The organism is Cognatundibacterium rugosum (assembly GCF_014284365.1).
GTDB classification, from domain to species: Bacteria; Pseudomonadota; Gammaproteobacteria; order Burkholderiales; family Burkholderiaceae_D; genus Undibacterium; species Undibacterium rugosum.
Map to the genome: position 1 here is coordinate 133,446 of NZ_JACOGG010000003.1, position 25,560 is coordinate 159,005.

Annotated in this window: 21 protein-coding genes and 1 riboswitch; of the genes, 9 read left to right on the top strand and 12 right to left on the bottom strand. The window is 53.0% G+C overall.

Features of this window, described 5'->3' with window-relative positions; translation table 11 throughout:
• Positions 1-59: 59 nt before the first annotated feature.
• On the bottom strand, positions 60-2,630 hold the full coding sequence (gene cphA, locus H8K47_RS03850; protein ID WP_186880101.1) for a cyanophycin synthetase: 2,571 nt from the start codon (positions 2,628-2,630) through the stop codon (positions 60-62).
• Between the two features lie 160 nt (positions 2,631-2,790).
• Positions 2,791-4,968 (bottom strand): cyanophycin synthetase, encoded by a 2,178-nt coding sequence (locus H8K47_RS03855; RefSeq protein WP_186880265.1) that lies wholly within the window; start codon positions 4,966-4,968, stop codon positions 2,791-2,793.
• Between the two features lie 385 nt (positions 4,969-5,353).
• Between H8K47_RS03855 and H8K47_RS03860 the strand changes: the two genes are divergently transcribed.
• Positions 5,354-7,612 carry a cyanophycin metabolism-associated ABC transporter gene (locus tag H8K47_RS03860; protein WP_186880102.1) on the top strand — a complete coding sequence of 753 codons (2,259 nt, stop codon included), beginning with the start codon at positions 5,354-5,356 and terminating at the stop codon, positions 7,610-7,612.
• 1 nt (position 7,613) lies between these two features.
• Positions 7,614-8,084, top strand: coding sequence for a cyanophycin metabolism-associated DUF1854 family protein (locus H8K47_RS03865; protein WP_186880103.1), 471 nt, complete (start codon positions 7,614-7,616; stop codon positions 8,082-8,084).
• 11 nt (positions 8,085-8,095) lie between these two features.
• Here H8K47_RS03865 and H8K47_RS03870 read toward each other — a convergent pair whose 3' ends face one another.
• On the bottom strand, positions 8,096-8,650 hold the full coding sequence (locus tag H8K47_RS03870) for a GNAT family N-acetyltransferase (RefSeq protein WP_186880104.1): 555 nt from the start codon (positions 8,648-8,650) through the stop codon (positions 8,096-8,098).
• 229 nt (positions 8,651-8,879) lie between these two features.
• On the opposite strand from H8K47_RS03870, the gene H8K47_RS18585 reads away from it, so the two are divergent.
• Complete coding sequence (locus H8K47_RS18585; protein ID WP_186880105.1) at positions 8,880-10,757, top strand: methyl-accepting chemotaxis protein; 1,878 nt, start codon at positions 8,880-8,882, stop codon at positions 10,755-10,757.
• 21 nt (positions 10,758-10,778) lie between these two features.
• On the opposite strand, the gene xth is transcribed toward H8K47_RS18585, so the two are convergent.
• Complete coding sequence (gene xth / locus H8K47_RS03880) at positions 10,779-11,543, bottom strand: exodeoxyribonuclease III (protein ID WP_186880106.1); 765 nt, start codon at positions 11,541-11,543, stop codon at positions 10,779-10,781.
• Between the two features lie 108 nt (positions 11,544-11,651).
• Positions 11,652-13,160 (bottom strand): leucyl aminopeptidase, encoded by a 1,509-nt coding sequence (locus tag H8K47_RS03885; RefSeq protein WP_186880107.1) that lies wholly within the window; start codon positions 13,158-13,160, stop codon positions 11,652-11,654.
• A 50-nt stretch (positions 13,161-13,210) separates the two neighbouring features.
• On the opposite strand from H8K47_RS03885, the gene lptF reads away from it, so the two are divergent.
• The 3 genes from lptF to H8K47_RS03900 are packed head-to-tail and all read left to right on the top strand — an operon-like array spanning position 13,211 to position 15,830.
• Entirely contained in the window at positions 13,211-14,341 is a 1,131-nt protein-coding gene (gene lptF, locus H8K47_RS03890; RefSeq protein WP_186880108.1) for an LPS export ABC transporter permease LptF, read from the top strand.
• Complete coding sequence (lptG, locus tag H8K47_RS03895) at positions 14,338-15,468, top strand: LPS export ABC transporter permease LptG (protein WP_186880109.1); 1,131 nt, start codon at positions 14,338-14,340, stop codon at positions 15,466-15,468. The genes lptF and lptG overlap by 4 nt, the downstream gene beginning before the upstream one ends.
• The gene (locus H8K47_RS03900) at positions 15,468-15,830 is read left to right on the top strand and encodes a sirohydrochlorin chelatase (protein ID WP_186880110.1); all 363 of its coding nucleotides are present in this window, start codon (positions 15,468-15,470) and stop codon (positions 15,828-15,830) included. Before lptG ends, H8K47_RS03900 begins: the two co-directional genes overlap by 1 nt.
• 40 nt (positions 15,831-15,870) lie before the next feature.
• Here H8K47_RS03900 and cobA read toward each other — a convergent pair whose 3' ends face one another.
• The 7 genes from cobA to H8K47_RS03935 all read right to left on the bottom strand — a co-directional run bounded on the left by cobA (position 15,871) and on the right by H8K47_RS03935 (position 22,712).
• Positions 15,871-16,587 carry a uroporphyrinogen-III C-methyltransferase gene (cobA, locus tag H8K47_RS03905; protein ID WP_230405008.1) on the bottom strand — a complete coding sequence of 239 codons (717 nt, stop codon included), beginning with the start codon at positions 16,585-16,587 and terminating at the stop codon, positions 15,871-15,873.
• On the bottom strand, positions 16,584-17,918 hold the full coding sequence (locus H8K47_RS03910) for a sulfate adenylyltransferase subunit 1 (protein WP_186880111.1): 1,335 nt from the start codon (positions 17,916-17,918) through the stop codon (positions 16,584-16,586). The genes cobA and H8K47_RS03910 overlap by 4 nt, the downstream gene beginning before the upstream one ends.
• Entirely contained in the window at positions 17,918-18,853 is a 936-nt protein-coding gene (gene cysD, locus H8K47_RS03915) for a sulfate adenylyltransferase subunit CysD (RefSeq protein ID WP_186880112.1), read from the bottom strand. The genes H8K47_RS03910 and cysD overlap by 1 nt, the downstream gene beginning before the upstream one ends.
• A 31-nt stretch (positions 18,854-18,884) precedes the next feature.
• A complete protein-coding gene (locus H8K47_RS03920) occupies positions 18,885-19,610 on the bottom strand; it encodes a phosphoadenylyl-sulfate reductase (RefSeq protein WP_186880113.1) in 726 nt (241 codons plus the stop codon).
• Positions 19,607-20,140, bottom strand: a complete 534-nt coding sequence (locus H8K47_RS03925; protein ID WP_186880114.1) for a DUF934 domain-containing protein — start codon at positions 20,138-20,140, stop codon at positions 19,607-19,609. Before H8K47_RS03925 ends, H8K47_RS03920 begins: the two co-directional genes overlap by 4 nt.
• A 14-nt stretch (positions 20,141-20,154) precedes the next feature.
• The gene (locus H8K47_RS03930) at positions 20,155-21,861 is read right to left on the bottom strand and encodes a nitrite/sulfite reductase (RefSeq protein ID WP_186880115.1); all 1,707 of its coding nucleotides are present in this window, start codon (positions 21,859-21,861) and stop codon (positions 20,155-20,157) included.
• Positions 21,862-21,938: 77 nt separating this feature from the next.
• A complete protein-coding gene (locus H8K47_RS03935; protein WP_186880116.1) occupies positions 21,939-22,712 on the bottom strand; it encodes a sulfite exporter TauE/SafE family protein in 774 nt (257 codons plus the stop codon).
• A 274-nt stretch (positions 22,713-22,986) separates the two neighbouring features.
• A riboswitch (FMN riboswitch) is annotated at positions 22,987-23,144 on the top strand.
• Positions 23,145-23,266: 122 nt separating this feature from the next.
• Between H8K47_RS03935 and ribB the strand changes: the two genes are divergently transcribed.
• The 3 genes from ribB to H8K47_RS03950 all read left to right on the top strand — a co-directional run bounded on the left by ribB (position 23,267) and on the right by H8K47_RS03950 (position 25,543).
• Positions 23,267-23,992 (top strand): 3,4-dihydroxy-2-butanone-4-phosphate synthase, encoded by a 726-nt coding sequence (ribB, locus tag H8K47_RS03940; RefSeq protein WP_186880117.1) that lies wholly within the window; start codon positions 23,267-23,269, stop codon positions 23,990-23,992.
• 92 nt (positions 23,993-24,084) lie between these two features.
• A complete protein-coding gene (locus H8K47_RS03945; protein WP_186880118.1) occupies positions 24,085-24,300 on the top strand; it encodes a hypothetical protein in 216 nt (71 codons plus the stop codon).
• A gap of 310 nt (positions 24,301-24,610) precedes the next feature.
• Entirely contained in the window at positions 24,611-25,543 is a 933-nt protein-coding gene (locus H8K47_RS03950) for a methyltransferase domain-containing protein (protein WP_186880267.1), read from the top strand.
• The last annotated feature ends 17 nt before the right edge of the window (positions 25,544-25,560 follow it).

The following is a 25,560-nucleotide window of genomic DNA, read 5'->3' on the forward strand; positions in this document are numbered from 1 at the left end:
GCAGATAAAAAATGCCGGACTTAACCGGCATTTTTATTCACCGCTAACGTAGCGCTACGTCAGGCTTCAGCGCAGCGTTTGCTGATATGGGCCAGTGCCTCTTCGACCTGATCGATCAGGATCAGGCACAAATCGCCAGCTTGTAGGCGTTCCAGCGCGAGGTCGATCGCGACGAATTCACCCGTGATTTCATCAACGCGCGTCGTTTTCTTCGCTGCCTTGAGGCCTTCACGCAGCAAGGCAAGCACTTCGCCATCGGCGCGGCCTCGCTGACACTGATCCTGATACAAAATCACGTCCTCGAATGCATCGCCCAGAATTTCTGTCTGTTGACGGATATCCTGATCACGGCGGTCACCGGCACCGCTGATCACTACGGAGCGGCGTTGTGCAGGCATGGTTTCTACTGCCTTGACCAGAGCCAGCATCGCGTCCGGATTGTGGCCGTAATCTGCAATGACAGTAGCACCACGGAAATCAAACATATTGAAACGTCCGGGCGCATTGTCATTTTCATTCGCAAAGCTCTTCAGACCCGCGCGGATTACGTCGAAGTCCATGTTGACGGCCCAGGCTGCAGCCACCGATGCCATCACATTTTCAACCTGGAAGCCTATGCTGCCATTACGCGTGATCGGGACTTCAGACAAAGGAATGCTGTGTTTCATTTTGCCTTCTGCTGCGATCAGATGGCCGTTCTCGACATAGACAGCGCGTTTGCCCTGGGCGCGGTGCGCTGCCATCAGCGGGATTTGTGGGTCGGCTGCAAAGAAGATGACTGCTGCCGGACTATTCGCTGCCATACCTGCGACGATAGGATCTGCGGCATTCAATACCGCGTAGCCATCGTCCGCTACGTTTTGGACAATCACGCGTTTCAGTACTGCCAGGTCCTCAACGGTTGTGATGTAATTCAGACCCAGATGGTCGCCGGAGCCGATGTTGGTAACGACCGCAACCTGGCAACGGTCATAGGCCAGACCTTCGCGCAACACGCCACCTCTGGCAGTTTCAAAGACGGCTGCATCGACATCCGGATGCGAGAGCACATTGCGTGCGCTACGCGGACCACTGCAGTCGCCGCTGTCGATCTGGCGGCCATTGACATAGACGCCATCGGTATTGGTCATGCCGGTACGCAGACCACTGGCAGTCATCAGATGGGCGATTAATCTTACCGTCGTGGTTTTGCCATTGGTACCAGTCACGGCGATGATAGGAATGCGGCCATCATTGCCTGGCTCAAACATAGAGTCGACAATGGCTTCGCCGACTGCGCGTCCTTTGCCGAACGAAGGTGATAAGTGCATACGCAAACCAGGTGCTGCATTGACTTCAACGATGCCGCCATTGAGTGCCTCTATCGGTTTTAACACGCTGTCACAGACCAGGTCTACACCACAGATATCGAGGCCAACCATCTGTGCCGCTGCAATTGCACGGGCAGCTACTTCCGGATGCACATCATCGGTCACATCGGTGGCGGCGCCACCAGTAGACAGATTGGCGTTGTTACGCAAAATAACGCGTTGTCCTTTAGGTGGTACCGACTCAGCCGTATAGCCTTGTTTTGCCAGACTGGCGAGCGCGATATCGTCGAAGCGTATCTTGGTCAGTGAAGTCGAGTGACCGCTGCCACGGCGTGGATCTTTATTGACTTGCTCCACCAGTTCGCGCACGGTTTGTTTGCCGTTACCGACAACTTGTGGCGGATCACGTCTGGCCGCTGCCACCAGTTTGTTACCGATGACCAGTAAGCGAAAGTCATTGCCTGGTAAAAAGCGTTCGACCAGGATGTCATCGCGGAATTCGCTGGCCGCCAGATAACCCGCATCCAACTGTTCGCGCGTTGTGACATTGACGGTTACACCTTTACCCTGGTTGCCGTCCTTAGGTTTAATCACAACCGGCAGGCCGACTTCCAGCGCTGCAGCCCAGGCATCATCAGGGCTGGACACGGCGCGTCCCATCGGTACCGGTACACCGGCTGCGTGTAATAATTTTTTGGTGAGTTCTTTGTCCTGTGCGATCGCTTCGGCAATAGCACTGGTGCCATCCATTTCTGCTGCCTGAATTTTGCGCTGACGTGAGCCCCATCCAAATGCGACCAGGCTGCCATCGGTCAGACGGCGATAAGGAATGTTGCGTGCAATTGCGGCATTCACGATAGAACCGGTGGATGGGCCCAGGCGCACGTCTTCATCTAATTCACGCAATTGTTCAAGAGCTGCTGCCAGATCAAAGGCGCTGTTATTGACCGCGGCCTGTATCAGTTTTTCAGCCAGTTCCAACGCCAGGCAGCCAACGGCTTCTTCTGAATATTCGACTACGACCTGGAACACACCTTGTTCCAGTGTTTGTGTCGTACGGCTAAACGTGACCGGGCAACCGGCCTGCGCCTGTAAGCCTAATGCAGCGAGTTCAAACACATGTGCAATCGGAATGGCGTCATTGTGACCGGTGGGCTGAAGTATGCTCAGTTCCGGGAATAAGGCACGCAGGCGGTCTTCAAATCCGGCCAGTTCTGCGATAGCGCATTCCGCTTCGCTACATTTAACGATGGCTTCAACGGCCGTATGGTGGCTCCAGAGATTGGGGCCGCGCAAGGCACGAATGCGTGATACTTCCATAAAAACTTAGTCCTGTCGAAAAGGGCAGAATTCAGGTCTCATTTATCATCCGGTCAGCATGGTTTGCCTGATCCGGATTGTCCTGAGCCTGCAACAAAAATTAGTCTGCCGCTATCTGATGACTGAATGCATCGACGGCGGCAGGTGGATTAGCCAAAAATCAAAATGCTGCTTTGGTGCTGGTGTCAAAGGTGCGCAAACCCGCCGCGATCAGTTCCGGCGACACTTGCAGCGCCCAGGCGGCAGCAACAGCAGCCAGCACGCTCAAGGCTTTTTCTGCTTTCGCTGGCTTTAGCGCAGACACTGGCATGAGTTGGATTTCTTCTGCGCCGGTCGCCAGTATGATCTGCCCGTCACGAATGAAGGCCACGCGCTTGCCTTGTTCACGGTGTGCGACGATGGCCGGGAGTTCTGCTGAACTGCCATAGAAAATCACATCGCCGTCACACAGTTCAGCGAGTTCCACCACGGCAGCTTCATCCGCATTTAAGACGGCTACGCCATCCGGTAAGACGACATCGACCTGCGTGCGCATGATCTTATACATCTGATCCTGCTCATGGATATAGAATTCACCGAGCTCTTCTGCGCCATCGAAATCTGTTACCACAGCGACGCTGCAGCGGTCATAGGCCAGACCGTCGCTCAGAATGGCACGTGCATTGGTCTCAAATACCGCGGCTTCGACCGAGCGATTGATCAGCAGACGCTCACCGGCATTCCAGGTAGCACAATTGCCTTCAGTGACCAGTCGTTTATTCAGGAATAGCCCGTCCTGGCAGGCCACGCCGGTTTGCTCACCGTGCATATGCAGCAGACCTGCGATCAGGCGCGAGATCAGGCTGGTGTGGCGACTGCCTGCCACGCCGATGATATCGATGCGACCGGATTCTTCTTCAGCGAACAAATGGTCGATAATCGCCTTGCCAACTTCACGGCCTTCGCCATTGGCGGGCTTGATATGAGCCAGTAAGCCAGGGCTGGCATTGACTTCGATAATTGCCCCGATTTGTGCAGATAGCGGTTTGGAAATATCTTCGACCACCAGATCCACACCAGCGATATCGAGACCAACGATACGTGCTGCCAGGCAGGCCGTTTCTGCGATATCAGGATGGATGTCGTCCGTCACATCCAGTGCGACATTGCCATTGATTTGAATTAACACCTTCTGTTGCAAGGCCGGTACCGAGGTGCTGGTCATGCCCTGACGTTTTAATTCCAGTACCACTTCCGCAGCGACGGCTGGATCGATGATGTTCAGAGGGAAATCTTCTGTGGTGCCGCGTCTTGGATCGGTATTGATCTGGCTATCGACCAATTGTGTGACCGTGGATTGACCATCGCCAGTTACCCAAAGGGTTTCACCTTTACCGACTGCCACCACTTTATTGCCAACGACCAGTACGCGATGTTCATCACCGGTGATGAATTTTTCTACGATGACGGATTTGCTGCCACCTTTGCGTACTGCCAGCTCATACGCAGCATTGACATCAGCCTGCGTCATCAGATTCAGCGAAACGCCGCGACCATGATTGCCGTCATAGGGTTTGATTACCACCGGCAGGCCGATATCCTGCGCTTCCTCCCAGGCTTCTTCAGCACTGCGTACGATGCAGCCTTCCGGCACGGGTACGCCACAGGATTTGAGCAGGGTTTTGGTCAGATCTTTATCGCTGGCGATGCTCTCTGCAATCGCGCTGGTGCGATCAGTTTCTGCTGTCCAGATGCGGCGCTGCGCTGCGCCATGGCCTAACTGCACCAGATTGCCATCGGTCAGGCGGATAGACGGAATGCGGCGCGCGGTTGCAGCATCGACAATATTGGCGGTACTCGGCCCCAGACAGCGCGCATCGACCAGATCGCGCAATGCTGTGAGCTGCGCTTCCAGATCAAATGCTTCATCGTTGATCGCTGCCATCAGCAAGTCGCGGCCGATGGCGAGTGCACGGCGTCCGACCTGTTCTTCACGGGTGCGGAAGGCCATTTTGTAGACGCCGATTACATTGGTCGAGCGGGTTTGGCCAAAACCAGTACGCATGCCAGCCAGATTTTGCAGTTCGAGTACCACATGTTCCAGGATATGACCTGACCAGGTGCCTTCACGCAGACGCTCGAGGAAGCCACCGCGTTCACCGACACCGCAACGATGTTCCATCAGACCCGGTAGCCAGCTGGTCAGTCGCTCATAGAGTCCGGGCAGCAGGTTGGAGGGTGTGTCTTCGAGAGCACCGATGTCCAGCCAGGTTTCTATCACTGGGCGGTAAGTCCAGATATTCGGGCCGCGCAAATGGTTGACGCGGAGAATGCTGATGTCTTTCTTCTTAGTTGTCATGTAAGTCATTTCTAGCCGATCCGGACAGATGTCCGGATCCTGTCATAGGTAGAATCATACTTTGCTGCTCAAGCGTATTCAGCTTCAACGATGGACTTGGCGTGTCAACCGATTTGCTTTCCTGTCGTTATCAGGCCACCGGCATAGATATATTCATCACAAAGCGGGAATGTAAGACGCGCTTGCTGATATACTTGCGCGCCAGCGCAACAGCTTGAATCCTCTTGATCAGTTTCGTCTGATTATTCTTCTTTCGATAGAATACCGTAAATTGCCACCTCCGTGATATGGCTTATTGCCATTACGGAAGCAAGAAATCTGTTTTTTCAAAATTTTCAGTCCCGTTTTCCCCGGGAATAGCGCATCTGCCGGAGTTTGCTTCACGATGACCACTTTATTACCTAGTTCCGAGCAATCCATTTTATCCCTGAGCGCCGAGTGGCAATCTGCGCTCGCACAACAGATCGCCAAAGGCGAAAACGTACAAAGTGCGTTTGAGGTTGACCTCGATAACAAACTTCATTTTGTTAAAGGCCTTATCGTTGTCACTGATCAGGCTATTTTGAGCAGGCCGGCCGGCGAATCCGCCTGGAAGCGCTGGGCATTTGAGCCGGGCTTGCAATTAAAGCACCATGATCATGCTGGTGTCGGTCATTTGCAGTTGACGAATCAACAAGGTCTGTTGGCCAGCTGGCGTTTTACGCTGGGGCAGAATCTGCATGCCATTCGTTTGCTGGATCATTTTAAAGAGCAGCTTGACAGCTTTGTCACGGGCCAGCCAGTACAGCGTGCTGAGCAAAATACCTGCCCTAGCTGCAAGGCGGTACTCGACGCGGATCAGGAGGAGTGTCCTGTCTGCACCAAGGTAATTTACACACCGCCGTCCACCTGGACCTTGCTGCGCCTGTGGCGCTTTGCTCATCCTTACCGTTTGCAGCTGTTTATCGGTTTCGCCCTGATGCTGCTGGGTACGGCGGCACATATGATTCCGCGCTATCTGACCAAGCCGCTTACAGATGAAGTGCTGATACCGTTCCAGCATAAAGATTTTGTCGATCCTAAGCTGGTGTATCTGTATATCGGTGGCTTGTTGGGCTCAGCCGTGATTGCCTGGTTGCTCAGCTGGGGTAAAACGTACATATTGGCGCTGGTATCCGAGCGTATCGGTGCTGATCTGCGTACCACCACTTATGAGCATCTGTTGAAATTATCTCTGGAATATTTCGGTGGTAAGCGTACCGGTGATTTGATGTCGCGTATCGGTAGTGAGAGTGATCGTATCTGTGTCTATCTGTCGCTGCATTTACTCGATTTTGCAACGGACGTGCTGATGTTCGTGATGACTGCGGTCGCGCTGTTGCAGATCAATACCAAGCTGGCGCTGGTGACCTTATTGCCACTGCCGTTTATCGCCTGGATGATCCATTTGGTGCGTGACAAATTACGTACCGGCTTTGAGAAGATAGACCGGGTCTGGGGCGAGGTGACCAATGTACTGGCCGATACCATTCCTGGTATCCGTGTGGTGAAAGCCTTTGCGCAGGAAAAGCGTGAGGCAGGTCGTTTCCGCGAAGCGAATAAGCATAATCTGGCAGTGAATGACCGGCTGAATAAAGTCTGGTCACTGTTTTCGCCTACCGTTTCCTTCCTCACCGATTTGGGTATTCTGGTGGTGTGGGCCTTTGGTATCTGGCAGGTCGCCCATGAAGAAATTACGGTCGGTGCGCTGGTCGCAGCAGTCGCTTTCATCAGTAACTTCTATGGCCGTATCGATTCTATGAGCCGTATCGTATCGGTGACCCAGAAATCGGCGTCGGCAGCAAAGCGTATTTTTGACATCCTGGATCATGTGTCCAGTGTTCCCGATCCTCAGCATCCGGTGAAAGTACAGGAAGTTCAGGGCAAGATAGAGTTGCGTGAAGTCGGCTTCCGCTATGGTAACCGCGCCGTGAATCGCGGCATTAATCTGACCATACAACCCGGTGAAATGATCGGCCTGGTGGGACATAGTGGTTCAGGTAAGAGTACTCTGGTCAATCTGATCTGCCGCTTTTATGATGTCTCAGAAGGCGCGATTCTGCTCGATGGCAAAGATATACGCTCATATGCGGTATCCGACTACCGCAGCCAGATTGGTCTGGTATTGCAAGAGCCGTTTCTGTTCTTTGGCACCATTGCTGACAATATCGCGTATGGCAAACCCGACGCGACCCGTGAAGAAATCATCGCTGCAGCAAGAGCCGCTCATGCGCATGAATTCATTCTGCGCCTGCCGCAAGGCTATGATTCTATGGTGGGTGAGCGCGGTCAGGGCTTGTCTGGCGGTGAGCGCCAGCGTATTTCGATTGCACGTGCTTTGCTGATTGATCCTAAGATCCTGATCATGGATGAGGCGACTTCTTCTGTCGACTCGCAAACTGAAAAAGAAATCCAGAAAGCACTGGACAACCTGGTGCAAGGCCGTACCACGATCGCGATTGCACATCGTCTGTCTACCTTGCATAAGGCGGACCGTCTGGTCGTGTTGGATCGCGGCCAGGTCGTGGAAGTCGGTGGTCATGACGAATTGATGGCGAAGCAGGGGGCGTATTTTGATTTGTACACCGCGCAGGCCAGAAACGCGCAATTAGCAGGAGATGAATGAGATGGCGACTACGCAATTTAATTTACACAGAAATCCATTTGCGCAGTTAATTCTGACCAGTCAGGCCGGAGAAGTATTTGAAGGTGTCAGCCCGGTGCGCGCATTTCCTATCCAGTCACCCGCCGGATGTATTTCCCTGGTCACGACAGATGGTCGTGAAGTGGCCTGGATAGATAGCCTGGACGACTTGCCAGAAGGGGTACGTCAGCTGGTGCTGGAAGAATTGGGTGGGCGTGAATTTATGCCGGAAATTCAGGCGATTACCGGCGTCAGCAGCTTTGCCGTGCCTTGTACCTGGACTGTCAGCACCGATCGCGGTGTGACTGCCTTCGTTCTCAAAGGTGACGAGGATATCCGTCGTATCGGACAGGCCTCTTTGCTGATTACGGATAATCACGGCATCCAGTATCTGATTCGCGATATGTTCACGATAGATAAACACAGCCGGAAGATACTGGACCGCTTCCTGTAAGCACAGACTTCTCAGCTGTGTATGCCTGATGCGCCCTGATCATTCGGGGCGTTTTTTTTACTTTCACGGAAATACACATTGCTGAGTCTGGTCTCGCCAGGCAGTGTCAGCACTTGCTGCAGGCTAAAACCGAGTAAATTCAGCAAGTGCTTGGAGCGTTCATTGTCCGGATCTGTCATGGCTGCCAGTCGCGTCAGATGCAAATCCTGTTCTGCGTGCAGCACCACTGCCTGTGCGGCTTCCAGTGCATAGCCCTGGCCGGTAAAACGCGGCAGAAATGCGTAGCCGAGGTCGATGCAAGGCAGCGTATCACGCTTGATCAATCCGCACATCCCCATCGCAACCCCTTGCTCGCGGTCGCAGACGACATAAAAGCTATACCCAAATTGCTGCTGACTTGCAATTGGGCGGGTTTGTATCCAATCCTTCGCCTGTTCACATGTTCTGACGCCTCGGTCACCGATAAAGCGCAGCCAGGACGGATCATTCAGCAGCTCCAGTACAAAATCTGCATCGGCGATGTTGAAGACTCGCAACACTAGTCGTTTGGTTTGTATAGGTAACATACTTCTCCTTAAGTCCTTGTCCAGATTCATTTTCAGACTGGTAACAAAAGTTTCCACGCCCAATCGGATCCTGAATGAAATGATAATCGAATAACAAATTGTTTTTTAAAATTAAATTTCTTTTGGGCACATGCCTTGATGCGGCGTAAGATGAAAACATGAAGTGAATTTATACAGTAGAAGCGCTTGTTGCGGTCAGCCTTCATATCAGCCAACCCAGGAGAGCACAATGAATATCAAGTCGTTAAAAAGCAGGTTGATCTTTGCGATTGCCAGTCTGATCACAATCTGTACCGTGATATTGACGATAGGCAGTTATATACGTATGAAGTCACAGATAGAAGCGGGGTTGGCCAATGAAGTGCGCGGTGTGGCCGCTGGTTATGACGCCATCCTGGGTAACTGGATACAGATCAACACCTCCATGGTGGCAAGTCTGGCAAATGCGGTTGGCGATGGCGCAGATTTGAATACCAGCCTGGTCATGACGCGTACCGGCGGCAGCTTTCTGAGTGTATATCTGGGTACGCCAGACAAAACCTTTACCAATAATCCACCCAATCCACCGCCGGCAGGCTACGACCCGACCGTACGCCCCTGGTATAAGGCAGCGATGGAAGCGAAAAAGCCCATCGTGACCTCAGCCTATATGGGGGTCAATCCACCCGGCCTGATGATTTCATTTGCCGCACCGGTAAAAGGTGGTGAAGCGGGTGTGGTGGCAGCGGACGTGTTTCTGACCAAAATTGTTGAGCAGATTTTGAATATTAAGCTGGCTGGCGATGGCTACGCCTTCCTGTTGGATAAATCGGGGCAGGTACTGGCCCATGCGGATCAGGCGAAGGTGTTGAAGCCTGCCAAGGAAATTGCTGCTGAACTGGCACTGGAGAATCTGGCCAGCCTGGCGGGGAAAAAAGAGTTAGTGGAAAGCACGGTTGCCGGTAAGTCCAGCTTTATCTATCTGCAACAAATTAATGGGTCAGATTTATATCTGGCCTTGGTGGTGGATAAGCAAAAGGCGCTGGCTTCGCTGGATCAGCTGGTGATGATTTCCGTGGTCGTGTTGCTGGTTTTGCTGGCGATTATATTGCCTGTCACTACCTGGCTGGTCGGTCATATGCTGTCCGGCTTGCAGCGTGTACGGGATGCCATGCTGGCGATTGCAGCCGGTGGTGGTGACCTGACCCGCAAGATTGAAGTAGAGGGCGAGGATGAGGTGGCACAAACTGCTGATGCGTTTAACCGTTTTATGGATCAGCTGCGCGTGATGGTGGTCGATGTACGTAAGGCGACCGATTCGATTACGGTAGGAGCAACTGAAATTGCGACTGGCAATATGGATTTGTCAGGACGGACTGAACAGCAAGCTTCTTCGCTGGAACAAACCGCAGCCAGCATGGAAGAGCTGACTGAGGCAGTACGCAATAACGCGGAAAATGCGCGTGAAGCGAATCGTATGGCGGTGAATGCCTCGGATGTGGCAACCCAGGGTGGGGAAGTCGTGAATAAAGTGGTAACGACTATGCAGGGTATTTCGGACAGCTCGCGCAAGATCGTTGACATCATCAGCGTCATCGAAGGTATTGCGTTTCAGACCAATATTCTGGCCTTGAATGCAGCGGTTGAAGCCGCGCGTGCCGGTGAGCAGGGGCGCGGTTTCGCGGTGGTGGCAAGCGAAGTCCGCACGCTGGCGCAGCGCAGTGCGGCAGCAGCTCAGGAAATCAAGAGCCTGATTGAAGACTCGGTTACCAAAGTCAATGAGGGGTCGGAACTGGTCGATAAAGCGGGTGCCTCCATGACACGTATTGTGTCAGCAGTCGATCAGGTGGCTGCAATCATTAATGAAATTACCTCTGCTTCGGCCGAGCAAAGCGATGGTATTCAACAAGTGAATCAGGCGCTGGCGCACATGGATGAAGCGACTCAGCAGAATGCGGCGCTGGTTGAACAGGCTGCCGCAGCGGCCGGTTCGCTGGAAGAGCAGGCTAACTTATTGAAAGTGGCAATGTCTGCCTTCCGTATGGAACACAATGCGCCTGCCACAAGGGTGAGTGCAGCAAGCGGCGCACGCTCAGGGCGCCAACCTAGTCTGGGCTATGACGCCTGATTGTATGATTGACGTCGTGTTTTAACTCAGGGTAGCAATCACCGGCGCATGATCCGAGGGTTGCTCCCATTTTCGTGGCGCCCGGTCTATCACACAGGCAGTGCAACGCGCTGCCAATGACTGACTCAACAGGATATGATCTATCCTGACTCCCTTGTTCAGACGGAAGCCGAGTGCTCGGTAATCCCACCAGCTGAATAATTTGTCGGCTTGTTCAAATTGTCGGAAGCTGTCGCTCAGACCCAGTTGTAGTAACTCCTGGAAGGCGGCACGCTCTTCCGGTGAGACTAGATTCATGCCAAGCCATGCAGCCGGATCGTGCACGTCGCGGTCATCCGGTGCGATGTTGTAATCACCTAGCAAAGCCAGTTCAGGATATTGCTGCATTTCTGCCTTCAGCCAGTTGTGCAGCGCCGCCAGCCACTTGAGCTTGTACTGAAATTTGTCAGAATCAGGTGCCTGCCCATTGGGAATATAGGCGCAGATAATCCGCATCCCCTGTATCGTGGCAGCGATGATTCTTTGCTGTTCATCCTCAAACAAGGGATTGTTTTTTTGGATGTCAGTCATAGGATGGCGCGACAGGATCGCGACACCGTTATAGGTTTTCTGACCGGTATAGGCGACGTGATAACCGGCTGCCTCAATCTCCGCTTGCGGAAATTTATCGTCGGTCAGCTTGGTCTCCTGTATGCACAGAATATCGACAGGATTCGTGTCCAGCCAACTCAATACCTGAGGCAGGCGTACCTTCAGGGAGTTGACGTTCCAGGTGCTCATTTGCATAGTGCTACCTCTAAAAAAGAAAAGCCGTGCTCCAGGTGGAATGGAGCACGGCCTGATTCAAACACTTAGCGCTGCGGGTACGGAATCAGCGAACTGACTCCGACCTGATCAGCCTGCGCGGTTGATCAGGAAAGTGGTCAGCAGCGGTACCGGACGACCGGTGGAACCTTTTGCTGCGCCGGATTTCCAGGCTGTGCCAGCGATATCCAGATGGGCCCAGGTGTATTTCTTCGTGAAACGCTCCAGGAAGCAGGCTGCGGTAATGCTGCCGCCAGCAGGGCCGCCGATATTGGCCATGTCGGCAAAATTCGATTTCAGTTGCTCGTTGTAAGCTTCTTCTATCGGCATACGCCACGCGGTATCACCGCTTTGTTTGCCGGCTGCCAGTAATTCATTCGCCAATACATCATGTGTTGCATCGTGACGTGTGAACAGGCCGGTATTGTGATGACCCAGCGACGTCACGCAGGCACCCGTCAGGGTCGCAACGTCGATGACAGCTGCAGGGTTGAAGCGCTCAGTGTAGGTCAGAGCGTCACACAGAATCAGGCGACCTTCGGCGTCCGTGTTCAGGATTTCTATCGTCTGGCCAGACATTGAAGTCACGATGTCGCCAGGACGCGTCGCGGAACCGGATGGCATGTTTTCGCAAGTAGGGATCACTGCGTAGACGTTTAGCTTGAGTTTCATTTCGCCGATGGCACGCATGGTACCCAGCACAGATGCGGCGCCGCCCATGTCGTACTTCATCTCATCCATGCTAGCGCCTGGCTTCAGAGATATACCACCGGAATCGAAAGTGATGCCTTTACCGACCAGTACGACCGGTGCATCTTTCGCTTTGCCGCCGCTATGCTTGAGGACGATAAACTTGGGTGGCTCAACCGTGCCATTGGTCACGGACAGGAAGCTCCCCATTTTGAGTGCCTGTATCTGTTTGCGATCCAGTACTTCAACCACCATCTTGTAGTCAGTCGCGATTTGTTTGGCAGTATTGGCCAGATAAGTCGGTGTACAGACATTCGGTGGCAGATTGCCGAGTTCTTTAGTCAGATCAACGCCGTTCGCCAAGGCGATGCTTTGTGCTAACGCGGATTTGGCTGCAGTCGCTTCTGCGGCAGCAACCGCAAATGCCACTTTTTTGACTCCTGCAGTGCTGGTGTCTTTTTTGCTCTTCAGTCCATCTGCGCGGAAGATGCTGTCGCGGAAGGCCAACACAGCGGCATTCAGTGACCAGCTGATGGTGCGCTCTTTCACGCCTGGCAGAGCAATAACTGTATCGTTTGCGCCTAAACCTGCTAAAGTACGGGCTGCTGCGGCAACGGCGGACTGATAGGCTTTTTCAGTGACCAGTTCAGATTCTTCACCCAGACCGACCAGTAACACGCGCTCAGCGGCGATGTCGCTGATATTGCGTAACAACAGGGAGGAGCCGGGTTTGCCTGTGATGTCGCCGGATTTCAGCGCTGCAGCGATGGCGCCGGACGCATCCAGTGCAGTAGCAGCGACCGACAATTTTTTATTTTCGAATACACCAACAACGATACAAGCGGTTTTGATCGCCTTGTGGGCAGTTGAGGCACTTTTTGCGTCGATTGATTTTATGCTAAAGTCCACGTATTACTCCTCTTGGTAAGTCTCGTAAAACAGACATTATAATCCTTCTCATGATTTTTCAACGCGCGCTTCGACGTGAATTGCTGAGTGCAGCTGGCGCAGTCCTTGCAACCCTCTTCGTTATAACTGTCACCTGGATGCTGATCCGCGTGCTGGAGCAGGCCGCCGGCGGAAAAGTGGCCTCATCGGATGTACTGGCGCTGATCGGTTTTATGTCCCTGATGTATCTGCCTATTTTACTCATTCTGACCGGCTTCATTGCGGTGCTGCTGGTCGTCACCCGCAGCTACCAGGAATCTGAAATGGTGGTCTGGTTTGCGTCCGGTCTGAGTCTGACACAATGGATTAGTCCCGTCATCAAATTCGGTTTTCCTATTGTGGCATTGACTGCATTCCTGAGTTTTTTTGCGAGCCCCTGGGCTAACCGGCAGAGCGTGGAATTTGAAGAGCGTTTTCAAAAGCGTTCTGATATCGCTAAAGTCTCACCCGGTAAATTTCAGGAATCGTCCGCTTCGGATCGTATTTTCTTTGTCGAAGAAGTCGCGGGTGATCTCAGTAAAGTGCAGAATATCTTCATCAACACCGTGAAAGATGGCCGTTCCAGCGTGGTGGTGGCGAAAGAGGGCATGATAGAGATCGACAAATACGGAGACAAGTTCCTGGTCATGGATAAAGGTCGCCGTTACGATGGTTTGCCGACTGCACCGGATTTTCAAATGATGCAGTTTGAACGTTACGGTGTGTTGGTGTCGAGTCAGTCGAATGCCTTGAATAGCGATAACTCCGCTAAGTCCATGCCCTTGTCTGAATTGTTGTCTCAGCCAGATCCGCATAAACGGGCAGAGCTGTTGTGGCGTATCTCGCTGCCGGTGATGGCCGCGGTCTTGATGTTGCTGGCCATTCCCCTGGGTTTTGTCAACCCACGTGTCGGGCGCTCAGCCAATCTGATCGTTGCCTTGCTCGCTACGGTGTTTTATCTGACGATGGTGAATATTTCTCAATCTCTGGTGTTACAGGGACGTGCCGCCTTTGCCTTAGGCTGGTGGCCGGTACATGCTGCAGTGGCAGTCCTGGTCTGGTTGTTGTTTGTGTGGCGATTAAAAATCAATAGCCGCTGGCATCCTGCCGGCATCTGGGCGCGCTGCAAGTCTGGTGCAACACGCAAAGCGAGCGTAGCATGAAGATTTTACAAAAATATTTTGGTACCGAGATTATCCGTGCAGTGGCATTCGTGATGCTGGCTTTGCTGGCGCTGTTCTCTTTCTTCGATTTGATGAAGGAGTTGCAGTCGGTGAACAGTGGCAGTTATCGCCTGTTGAACGCAGTATTTTATGTATTGATGGGCTTGCCCGGCTATGTCTATGAGTTTATGCCGATTGCGGTACTGATCGGTACTATTTATGTGCTGGCGCAGTTTGCATCAAATTCAGAATTTACCATCATGCGCTCTGCCAGTATGTCCACTGTAACCGCGATGACGATGTTAATGAAGGTAGGCTTGATCTTTGTCGCGCTGACCTTTTTGTTTGGTGAGGTCATTGCACCGGCTAGTACCAAGTTCGCCGAGAGCATGAAGCTGAAAGCATTGGGCGCATCGCAAAAAAAAGAATTCCGCACCGGTCTCTGGACTAAGGATTTGGTCCGTGAAAATGGACTCAGCGGTGAGATTACCGGATCCCGCTTTCTGAATGTGAAAGAGATCACGGCTGCGCGGCAGCTTAAAGATGTGCGGGTCTATGAATTTGATAAAGAATTCCGCCTGAACCGTGAGGTTACTGCTGTGACTGCGGACTATATAGGCAAAAATACCTGGCGTCTGACCGATGTGGCTGAAACTTCGTTTCCGCTCACTTTGTCGAGCGAAGATATCAATAAAGTAAAAACGGCGCGCTACCCAAGCCGGGATGTGATTTCAGAAGTGACGCCGGAAATACTGACGGTCTTGTTCGCTGATCCGGATCGTATGTCTGCCGTTGATCTGGCTGCCTATACCCGTCATCTGGTTGATAATAAACAGGATAGCGAACGCTATGAAATAGCATTCTGGAAAAAAGTCACTTATCCGCTGGCCATCCTGGTGATGATGGCGCTGGCTTTACCTTTCGCTTATCTGCACGTGCGCAGTGGCGGTGTGAGCTTTAAAATTTTTAGTGGCATCATGATAGGTATGGTGTTTTATCTTATTAATAGTTTGTTTTCCCACATCGGCTTACTCAATACCTGGCCGCCCTATGTCACGGCATTGGTACCCAGTGTCTTGTTTATGGCGTTGGCGCTGACAGGTTTGCGTTACGTGGAAAGGCACTAATGAAAGCGATAGTATTATTTGCGCATGGTGCACGGGACCCACGTTGGGCCGCACCGTTTGAACGCTTGCAGAAACTGACCCAGGATGCATTGCCCGAGGTTGCGGTCAGGTTGTCGTTTCTGGAGTTTATGTCCCCCGCGCTGCCAGCACTGGTGGCCGAACTGGCGCAACAAGGCTGTCAGCAGATTTCTGTGGTACCGGTTTTCCTGGGGCAGGGCGGCCACGTGTTACGCGACCTGCCGCTGATACTGGACAGTTTGCGCGCAGACTACCCGGCAATCCAGTTCCGTCACTCTGGCGCCGTTGGTGAAGATGCTGGGGTGTTAATGGCAATGCGTGATTATTGCGTGACGCAGATATAATTCATCAGGCAGAGTATGCGGTCCGGGTGCTCTGCGCAGCTTAAAGTCGGCGCTGACGCATGGCTTCGCCCATCATCACCAGTACCGGTCCGGACGAAGTGTGCAAGCCCTGTGCTAAATCCTGCAGCGTCATGTGGGTAATGACTTCGTCGGCACGACTGCAGTTTTCTACCACCACAACAGGATGCGTTTCGGGATGACCGGCATCCAGCATACGATGTGCCGTCAGCATGGCTTCGCGTCCGCCCATGTATTGCACCAACGTGTCGCATTCCGGGATGCGGGTATCCGCTGCTTCGCCAGGCGCGGTGCTGGAGGTGAATAGCGCCACACTGCGCGCAATACCGCGCTTGGTCAGAGGCTGACGCACGCTGGCGGCCGCAGCCAAAGCGGTGGTGATGCCGGGTACGATTTCATAACTGATACCAGCTGCTTCCAGCGCTCGGATTTCTTCATCAGCGCGCCCGAATAACATAGGGTCTCCACCCTTTAAGCGCACCACCAGACGGTGCGTCTGTGCCTGACTGATGATTTGCTGATTGATCTCATCCTGTAAGGCAGAGCGTTGACCGCTGCGCTTGCCGACCGAAATCAGCAGCGCCTGCGGGCATAATTCCAGCATCTCTGCTGTGACCAATGCGTCATACAGCACGACATCGGCCTGCGCCAGCAGACGCGCGCCGCGTACGGTGATCAGATCCGCAGCGCCGGGGCCGGCACCGATCAGAAATACCTTGGCAGTCGCTGCCTGACTCAAGCGGCTTCTCCAAGTCGTATCATGCCCGCTGCAACGGTCTGATGCGTGACTTCGTCGATCAGGATGAAAGAGCCCGTCGAACGTAAATCATTGTAATCGTCCGCGGCCAGCGGCTGCTGCACGTTGATCGAGACACTGGCGATATCATTCAGTTTCAGGCTGTCAGCCGGACGACGTTGCTGGGTATTGATATCAAGGATGGTATCGATGGCTGTTACCCGCGCAGCAACCTGGCGGGTCGTATGTTTGAGCCAGTATTTGCGGCGCACATCCAGCGCATCTTCTGATAACCAGCACAAATCAGCCTTGACAGTTTTCTGCAGGGTGGCTGGGCGTTGTGCATCCACCAGCATATCGCCGCGTGAAATATCCAGATATTCATTGAGCAGGATAGTGACTGACTGACCGACCACCGCGGTATCCAGCGAGCCGTCCAGGGTCAGGATGTCTTTAACGGTCGCTTGCTGATTGCCGGGTTGAACCAGCAACTGATCACCTTTACTGACTTTGCCAGCCTCTATGCGCCCCATGTAACCACGGAAGTCGTTGGCTTCATGGCCGTTGTGACGCGCCACTAATTGTACCGGGAAGCGGAAGGCTTCATCCTGCGAGGCATCATAGACGCTTAAGGATTCCAGCAGGTCGATCAGGGTCGGTCCCTGATACCAAGGCATCTTGTCCGAGGCCGCGACCACATTGTCACCTGCCAATGCCGACAGCGGCACTGCATGGATATCACGCAAACCAAGTTGTGCAGCAAATTTCAGATATTCAGCGACGATGCGTTCATACACAGACTGGTCATAATCGATCAGATCCATTTTATTGACAGCCACAATGACATGCTCGATCTGCAGTAACTGGGCGATGGTGGAATGGCGCTTAGTCTGTACCAGCAAGTCCACGCTGCCATCTTCGTGCAGTTTAACTTTAGATACGTCAATCAGAATGATCACCGCATCTGCAGTCGATGCACCAGTCACCATATTGCGTGTGTACTGCTCATGGCCAGGTGTATCGGCGATGATGAATTTACGCTTAGGGGTGGCGAAGTAGCGGTAGGCCACGTCGATCGTGATGCCCTGCTCGCGCTCTGCTTCCAGACCGTCGGTCAACAGCGATAAATCAATGGTGTCGCCCACAGTGCGTTTGTGTTTTGCACGTGAAATGGCGTCGAGCTGATCGGCAAAAATGCCCTTGCTGTCGAACAGCAGACGGCCGATCAGGGTGCTTTTTCCATCATCCACGGAGCCCGCGGTGATGAAGCGTAACAGTCCGCGCTCGCTCAGGCCGGCGGCGTTGCTGACGGTGGAGGTGCTTGCTGCAGTCATCAGAAATATCCTTCTTTTTTACGTTTTTCCATGGAGGCTTCGGAAGTCTGGTCGTCCATGCGGGTGGCACCACGTTCAGTAATCTGGGTAATCGCGGTTTCTGCAATGATGGCAGACACGGTTGCCGCATCCGACGAGACCGGGCAGGTGCAGGAAATATCGCCAACAGTACGGAAGCGTACCACGCGGGTTTCGACCGTTTCTCCGGCGCGTGGCGGGGTCAGATCCGTCAGTGGAACCAGCAGGCCATTACGCGGGATGACTTGACGTTCATGGGCAAAATAAATCTCAGGCAATTCCAGCTTTTCACGTGCAATATACTGCCAGACATCCAGTTCAGTCCAGTTGGAAATTGGGAATACCCGCATGTTTTCACCGGGATGGACGCGGGTGTTATACAAGTCCCACAGCTCAGGACGCTGGGCTTTTGGATTCCACTGGCCGAATTCATCGCGGAAGGAAAAAATACGTTCTTTGGCGCGCGCTTTTTCCTCGTCACGACGGGCACCACCTATGCAGGCGTCAAAGCGATGCTCAGCAATGGTTTCCAGCAGCGTCACAGCTTGCGCAGCATTGCGCGAATCGGTCGCCGGATTGCGCAGGCGTACTGTGCCTTTTTGTATCGATGCTTCCACGGAGCCGACGATCAGGCGTTCACCCAGTTCCGCCACGCGTTTGTCGCGGAAAGCGATCACTTCCGGAAAATTATGACCGGTATCGATATGCACCAGCGGGAAGGGGAATTTACCCGGACGAAAGGCTTTTTCAGCCAGACGCAGTAATACGATAGAGTCTTTGCCGCCCGAGAATAACAGAGCCGGATTGCTACACTCTGCCGCGACTTCGCGCATGATGTGGATGGCCTCGGATTCCAGCCAGTCGAGATGGCGATTGCTCGCGGCATCAATGAAATGATTTTCTGTCACAGTGTTCATAGTCTTCCTTAATGTTCTGCCTGCCGCAGGTTTATTCAGCGGCGACCGACGCAGCGCGTATCCGAATTAATTTGCCATCTACCACATGCAGGCCGCATTCTTTGGATTCCGGATTTTCCCACCACCAGCGCCCGGCACGTACATCTTCACCGGCTTGTATAGCACGGGTGCAGGGCTCGCAGCCTATCGACGGATAGCCCTTGTCATGCAAGGGGTTGTAAGGTACCGCATTGCTGCGGATATAGTGCCAGACATCGTCTTCCGACCAGTCTGCCAGCGGGTTGAATTTTTGCATGCCGTGCGCGACATCGTCTTCCTGTATTGCCAGTTCGGTACGGGTTGCCGCCTGCGCTTTGCGTTGCCCGGTGATCCAGGCGGCTTTACCCGCCAGCGCACGGTTCAAGGGCTCTACTTTGCGGATGCGGCAGCATTCTTTGCGTAAATCCACGCTGTCATAAAACGCATTCAGGCCATGACGTGTCACGTAGTCATTCACTGCTTGTTCGTCAGGCAGAAATAAGCTGATGTCTTTTCCGTAGTGCGCTTTGACTCGCTCTATCATGCCCAAGGTCTCTGCATGCAGGCGACCGGTTTGCAAAGAGAAAATCTCTATATTCAACTGATTGTTCAGTATCAGATCGGTCAACACCATATCTTCTGCTGCCAGGCTGGAAGCAAATACCGCCGGGCTGAATTCGCCTTCTATACGTCGCAAGGTGTGCAGCGTCAGGCTGAGTTTATCTGCAAATACACTCATGCGGTCACCACACTGCGATCGACACGACGGAACAGCGGATTCTTCTGATCCCAGGAAGTCTGGTAAGCATCGCTGAAATCGGTCAGGCCCTTGAGTGCATCCTGGATGCTGCGGTCTTCACGCGTGGCGAAGGCGTTGAAGCCTACGCGCTGCATGAAAAACAGCTGGTCGCGCAATACATCGCCGATCGCGCGCAGTTCACCGCTGTACGCCAGGCGGGAGCGCAGGGTATAGGCGATAGAATAACCACGGCCATCCGAGAATTTAGGGAAATTGACCGCAATCAACGTAAACAGGCTGGCATCCTCTGCCAGGTCCTGCGCGGCTTCATCACTGCTGAACCAGACTGCCAGATCCTGTTGCTGTTGCAAACGTGTGATCAGTGCCGTGCGTTGTAATAGCCAGACTTTTAAAGGAATGATGGTTTTACCAGCCGGTACCTCAACTGCATCCGGGGTTTCATTTTCTGTCAGTCGTAATACTGTCCAGTCATCCTGAACTATCGCTTTATCTTTAATAATTTCACGCATGATGACTTCCTTTTTTAGTAAGCAACGGCGGCACCAGCATCTTCGCCGTGATGTACCAAAGTCTGAATCGGGGTGGCATATACATATTCTTTGAACGGTGTGATGCCCAGGCGTTGTGCGGTATCGATGAAGCGCTCATTGTCTACCCGGTGGTCCAGGTAGACCTTGACGATACGCTCTATCACTTCCGGCATTTGACCGGCAGAGAAAGAGGGCCCGATAATTTTGCCGATTGCCGCCTGGTTGCCTTGTGCACCGCCGATGGATACCTGATAAAACTCGCTGCCATCTTTATCCACACCCAAGATGCCGATATTGCCGATATGGTGATGACCGCAGGCATTGATACAACCCGACATATTCAATTCCAGATCACCGATATCGTATAAGTAATCGAGGTCAGAAAAACGGTCGGTGATGTCCAGCGCGATAGGGATGGATTTCGCATTCGCGAGTGAGCAGAAATCACCGCCTGGGCAGCAGATCATGTCAGTCAGCAGACCAATATTGGGTGTGGCCAGACCATGTGATTTGGCTTCCTGCCATAAGTCAAACAGCGCAGCCTGCTGCACGTCGGCCAGTACCAGGTTCTGTTCATGTGTGACACGCAATTCACCAAAGCTGTAACGCTCGGCGAGATCAGCCACGAAGTCCATCTGATCTGCAGTTGCATCGCCAGGTGGTACACCAGGTTTTTTGAGCGATAAGACGACGCTGTTGTAACCGGCAACCTTGTGTGGTTTCACGTTTCTGCGTACCCAGTTAGCAAAGGCTTTATTGTCTGCCAGTTGCTGCTCAAAACCTGCATCCGATGCAGGCAGGCTTAGATAGGCTGGTGTGGTGAAGTAGGACGACACACGTTTAAATTCTGCCTCGGTCAGCGTCGCCGGACCATCTTTAATCGCCGCCCATTCGTCTTCAACCTGCTGAGCAAACACATCGGCACCGATTGCTTTGACCAGGATCTTGATACGTGCTTTGTACTTGTTATCGCGGCGACCGTGCAGGTTATAGATACGCAGTATCGCTTCCAGATAAGTCATCACATGCTGCCAAGGCAGGAATTCACGGATCACACTGCCCAATATTGGGGTACGGCCCATGCCGCCACCAACCATCACTTTAAAACCGACTTCGCCCGCTTCATTGTGCACTACGGTCAGGCCAATATCGTGTACTGCAATCGCGGCGCGATCTTCCAGCGAACCGTTAATCGCGATCTTGAATTTACGTGGCAGGTAAGCGAATTCAGGATGGAAGGTGGTCCATTGGCGCAGGATCTCCGCATACGGCCGTGGATCGATCACTTCATCATGCGCGACACCGGCAAATTCATCGGATGTGATATTGCGCATGCAGTTACCGGAAGTCTGAATCGCATGCATTTCTACCTTGGCCAAATCTTCCAGGATGGCCGGTGTGTCTTCCAGATTGATCCAGTTGAACTGTATGTTTTGGCGGGTAGTGAAGTGACCATAGCCACGGTCATAATGACGTGCGATATATGCGAATTGACGCAACTGTGCTGAAGACAGCATACCGTAGGGGACCGCGATACGCAGCATGTAGGCATGACGCTGATGGTACAAGCCATTTTGCAGGCGCAAAGGCAGGAATTCTTCTTCAGTGAGTTCATTGGCCAGACGGCGGCGCACCTGATCCCGATATTGTGCGATACGCTCTTTGATGATCTGGTGATCGTGTTGGTCGTAACGATACATCTCTTTTACCTTTTAGTTGCGCACCGATGGTGCAAGTGGTGATTCTGTAAATTATGGCTAAAAAACTTGGCTGAAATTTATAGCACCAGTTTGGCTGCCACGGCAGTCAGCGTAGTGGCCAGTATGCCGCGTAATAATTTTTCCGGTACCGCCCGCGCAGCGAGTGAACCAATGGTGATACCCGGGACGGAACCGATTAGCAGGGTGCCCAGCAATTCCCAGTTAATCGAGCCTAGCCACCAGTGACCAATGGCCGCAATCGCTGTCAGCGGCACTGCATATGCAATATCGGTACCAGCGATGTGAGCTGCAGGCATGCGTGGATACAGCATTACCAGGATGGTCGCGCCGATCGCGCCGGCGCCGATAGAGGAAATGGTTACCAGCGTACCCAGTGTGGCGCCTGCGATCACAGTTGCCAGATCCAGTTTGAAACCTTGCAATTGTTTTTCCGGATGCGCATTCAGCCAGTTCACCATGCGTGCTTTAAACAATAGTGCGATCACCGTCAGTAACACGGAACCTGCTATCGAGTAGCGAATAATCAGACCAATTTCTTTGTTCAGTGCGCCGAACTGCTTTAAAAATAAAGTCGCCAGCAAGGCTGCAGGCAGCGCACCTATGCATAACAGCCGAACCACTCGCCATTCCACGGTGCTGCGCATCTTATGGGTCAGGGTACCTGCGACTTTGGTGACTGAGGCGAATGCCAGGTCGGTGCCAACAGCAACCGATGGGCTGACGCCGAACAGCAGGGTCAGCAACGGCGTCATGAGTGAGCCACCGCCCACACCGGTCAGCCCAACCAGCACACCTACAGCAAATCCGGATAACACATAAGTCAGCGTCATATCATCTCTCTATCAACGAAATCGCATCGTAATCAAGTCGCTATCTATTGCAAACTACTTAGTATTTATTTGCTTATATGTGAAATTGGTATATGAACATGCGCAGAAGGTATGAATTTGTATCTTAGTTCATTGCTTGTAATTTGCTACACAATTCCATGTCCTTGCCGTTGTCTGCGCAGATGTGCAGTCTTGCTTGTATCCGTGTTTGCTGGCGCAAGAAAACAGAATTTTCTCAGCCGCGTATAATGAGCGCCGCCAGCCCTTATGCTGGCAACGTCTTCAGGGCGGGGTGAAATTCCCCACCGGCGGTAACACTGCTTGCAGTGCAGCCCGCGAGCGCCTGAGTGGGAACGCAATTCCTGAGCAGGGTCAGCAGATCTGGTGCGATGCCAGAGCCGACGGTCATAGTCCGGATGAAAGAAGATGCGCATGAAACTGTGGACCGCTGAAACCGGTCCGGCAGGGCCTGTTGACGACTCGGCAGACCCTGGTTGCTGCTATGCGTTTTCCCTGAAACGTCTTTTACAAATCTTTTGTGGAGCGTTTCAACGATGTCTCAAGTAACTCAAACTACTCAAACTATTCAGAACCTGCCAACTGATGCAAGCGCTGCTGTGTCAGGTCACGATCTGCACGACCTGTACACCCAAACGCCTTGGTCAGAGCGGCTGCAAAGAGCAATACACGACTTGCGGCTAGGACGTCCGGTATTGCTGATGGACGATTTCGACCGCGAAAACGAAGCGGATCTGATTCTGGCTGCTGAAAAAATCAGCGTTGAGGCTATGGCGCGCCTGATCCGTGATTGCAGTGGTATCGTCTGCCTGTGTTTGCCAGATGAAAAACTCAGGCAACTCGATCTGCCGCCTATGGTCAGCGATAATCAAAGCCGTTACGGCACCGCATTCACGGTCTCGATCGAAGCGAAACAGGGTGTGACGACCGGCGTCTCCGCGGCTGACCGTGTCACCACGATACTGACTGCGATCGCGGACGATGCACGCCCAGAGGATTTGGCCCGTCCCGGCCATGTCTTCCCTTTACGTGCAGTGCCGGGCGGGGTGCTGGAGCGACGTGGGCATACCGAGGGCTCGGTCGATCTTGCCCTGCTGGCTGGAATGAAACCCGCGGCGGTCTTGTGTGAGCTGATGAATCCGGATGGCAGCATGAGCCGGGGTCAGCAGGTGTTGGAGTACGCGCTGACGCATGATCTGGTGATACTTACCATCGCCGAGCTGGCGCAGTATCGTGCCAGCATTGAAGCTGGATCAATCTGATCTGCAGACTATCGTTTGCAGTGACGTATGATTTGACATGAAGTATGCAGCCTGACCCAATCCGGTCTGGCTGCTTTTTCAGTGAGGCCAGGATGAAGCATCTTCTGAATAAAGCAGGTTTATGCGGCATCTTGTGCGCCGCTTTGTTTTCGCCGATTTGGATGGCGCAGGCGGCACCGGCTGATTGGTATTGGTGGAGCAGTAAAACCAGTGATGCCAGAGTGTGCGCGCAGACTTCGCCCGGTGAAGGCTGGACGCAGGAAAAACAAGCCTACAGCGACGCACGCTGCGAAAATAAAAAACGGTAAGCCGCTTTCGTGCCAGGCCGCCTGGCTATGCCGTATTCGCGTTAGCTGCCAATTCGGCCAGGCTGATACGGTGCATTGTTAAAGCGTTCGCCTTGACCTATAGTGCAGACAGGGCGAATCATGCGCAAAAGCCCGAACAGAGTGCTTTTTTTCGTTTAACTCTCAGTATTGTTTTTTTCGTTCCACAGGATAATCAGACAATCGAACCTGAGCTGGCTGCCGCGCTGCCTCTGCTCCGGATGTCGAAGCGCACCCTGTCCTGTTGGCGATAGGCAGGTCTATGATGAAACCGAACCTGGAAGGAAACGCTATGTTGAATGAGCGTGAAGCTGAGAGCTGTTATCTCGGGCAATTTATCCCTTTGCAGTACCATCACAATATGCTGATGGATGCAAACCGCATGGACAATTTCAAAGCTGCGATTCAACGCCAGGTCTTTGAAGGCGCCAAGGTACTGGAGTTAGGTGGCGGTACCGGTGTGCTGTCCTGGTTCGCGGCACAGAGCGCGGCCAAAGTCTATTGCGTCGAATTCAATCCGGATATGGTCGCCGAGGCGCGCCGCTTGCTCGCGAAAAATCGCTACGGCGAACGGGTCGAGGTGATCCATGACGATGCGTTTGAATACCTGCCGCCTGAGCCGGTCGACGTGGTGATCTGCGAAATGATACATGTCGGTATGCTGCGTGAAAAACAGGTTGAGGTCATAGAGAATTTCAAAAAACGCTATGCTGCAAAATTCGGTGACAAGATGCCGGTATTTATTCCGGAAGCGGTAGTCATGGCGGTGCAGCCTTTACAGCAAACCTATGACTTCCTCGGTTATCAGGCACCGATCATACAATTCACCCAACCCGGCGTGTTCTCTGCTGATACCCGTGAGCTGGGGCAGCCTGCTTTGTACAGCGTGATCGACTTTTGTCAGCCGAATGACTTACACATCAGCTGGCAGGGAAGTATCACCATAGAACAAGCAGGTACCCTGACCGCACTGCGTTTTGTGACCAAGAATATTCTTGCAGTGTTGATGGAAAGCTCATCGACCATAGACTGGCTGAATCACTACATGGCTTTACCAGTAGCAGAACCCTTGGCCGTCCAGCCTGGTGATGTGATCGACATCAGCTTCCAGTACCGCACCGGTGGCTCGATTCAGTCTTTGCAACATGCCTTGCAAGTCAGCTTGCGCAATTCAGCGACTGAAGCAATTGCAGATGTTGTGACTGCGCCTGCTGTTGCTGCCTGATCTGCGTCTCAGTCTTG

What these genes read in the sequence shown, in the direction of transcription:
- cphA (WP_186880101.1), bottom strand. Translation starts at nt 2,630, where the DNA reads ATGGAAGTATCACGCATTCGTGCCTTGCGCGGCCCCAATCTCTGGAGC.
- H8K47_RS03855 (WP_186880265.1), bottom strand. Translation starts at nt 4,968, where the DNA reads ATGACAACTAAGAAGAAAGACATCAGCATTCTCCGCGTCAACCATTTG.
- H8K47_RS03860 (WP_186880102.1), top strand. Translation starts at nt 5,354, where the DNA reads ATGACCACTTTATTACCTAGTTCCGAGCAATCCATTTTATCCCTGAGC.
- H8K47_RS03865 (WP_186880103.1), top strand. Translation starts at nt 7,614, where the DNA reads ATGGCGACTACGCAATTTAATTTACACAGAAATCCATTTGCGCAGTTA.
- H8K47_RS03870 (WP_186880104.1), bottom strand. Translation starts at nt 8,650, where the DNA reads ATGTTACCTATACAAACCAAACGACTAGTGTTGCGAGTCTTCAACATC.
- H8K47_RS18585 (WP_186880105.1), top strand. Translation starts at nt 8,880, where the DNA reads ATGAATATCAAGTCGTTAAAAAGCAGGTTGATCTTTGCGATTGCCAGT.
- xth (WP_186880106.1), bottom strand. Translation starts at nt 11,543, where the DNA reads ATGCAAATGAGCACCTGGAACGTCAACTCCCTGAAGGTACGCCTGCCT.
- lptF (WP_186880108.1), top strand. Translation starts at nt 13,211, where the DNA reads ATGATTTTTCAACGCGCGCTTCGACGTGAATTGCTGAGTGCAGCTGGC.
- lptG (WP_186880109.1), top strand. Translation starts at nt 14,338, where the DNA reads ATGAAGATTTTACAAAAATATTTTGGTACCGAGATTATCCGTGCAGTG.
- H8K47_RS03900 (WP_186880110.1), top strand. Translation starts at nt 15,468, where the DNA reads ATGAAAGCGATAGTATTATTTGCGCATGGTGCACGGGACCCACGTTGG.
- H8K47_RS03910 (WP_186880111.1), bottom strand. Translation starts at nt 17,918, where the DNA reads ATGACTGCAGCAAGCACCTCCACCGTCAGCAACGCCGCCGGCCTGAGC.
- cysD (WP_186880112.1), bottom strand. Translation starts at nt 18,853, where the DNA reads ATGAACACTGTGACAGAAAATCATTTCATTGATGCCGCGAGCAATCGC.
- H8K47_RS03920 (WP_186880113.1), bottom strand. Translation starts at nt 19,610, where the DNA reads ATGAGTGTATTTGCAGATAAACTCAGCCTGACGCTGCACACCTTGCGA.
- H8K47_RS03925 (WP_186880114.1), bottom strand. Translation starts at nt 20,140, where the DNA reads ATGCGTGAAATTATTAAAGATAAAGCGATAGTTCAGGATGACTGGACA.
- H8K47_RS03930 (WP_186880115.1), bottom strand. Translation starts at nt 21,861, where the DNA reads ATGTATCGTTACGACCAACACGATCACCAGATCATCAAAGAGCGTATC.
- H8K47_RS03935 (WP_186880116.1), bottom strand. Translation starts at nt 22,712, where the DNA reads ATGACGCTGACTTATGTGTTATCCGGATTTGCTGTAGGTGTGCTGGTT.
- ribB (WP_186880117.1), top strand. Translation starts at nt 23,267, where the DNA reads ATGTCTCAAGTAACTCAAACTACTCAAACTATTCAGAACCTGCCAACT.
- H8K47_RS03945 (WP_186880118.1), top strand. Translation starts at nt 24,085, where the DNA reads ATGAAGCATCTTCTGAATAAAGCAGGTTTATGCGGCATCTTGTGCGCC.
- H8K47_RS03950 (WP_186880267.1), top strand. Translation starts at nt 24,611, where the DNA reads ATGTTGAATGAGCGTGAAGCTGAGAGCTGTTATCTCGGGCAATTTATC.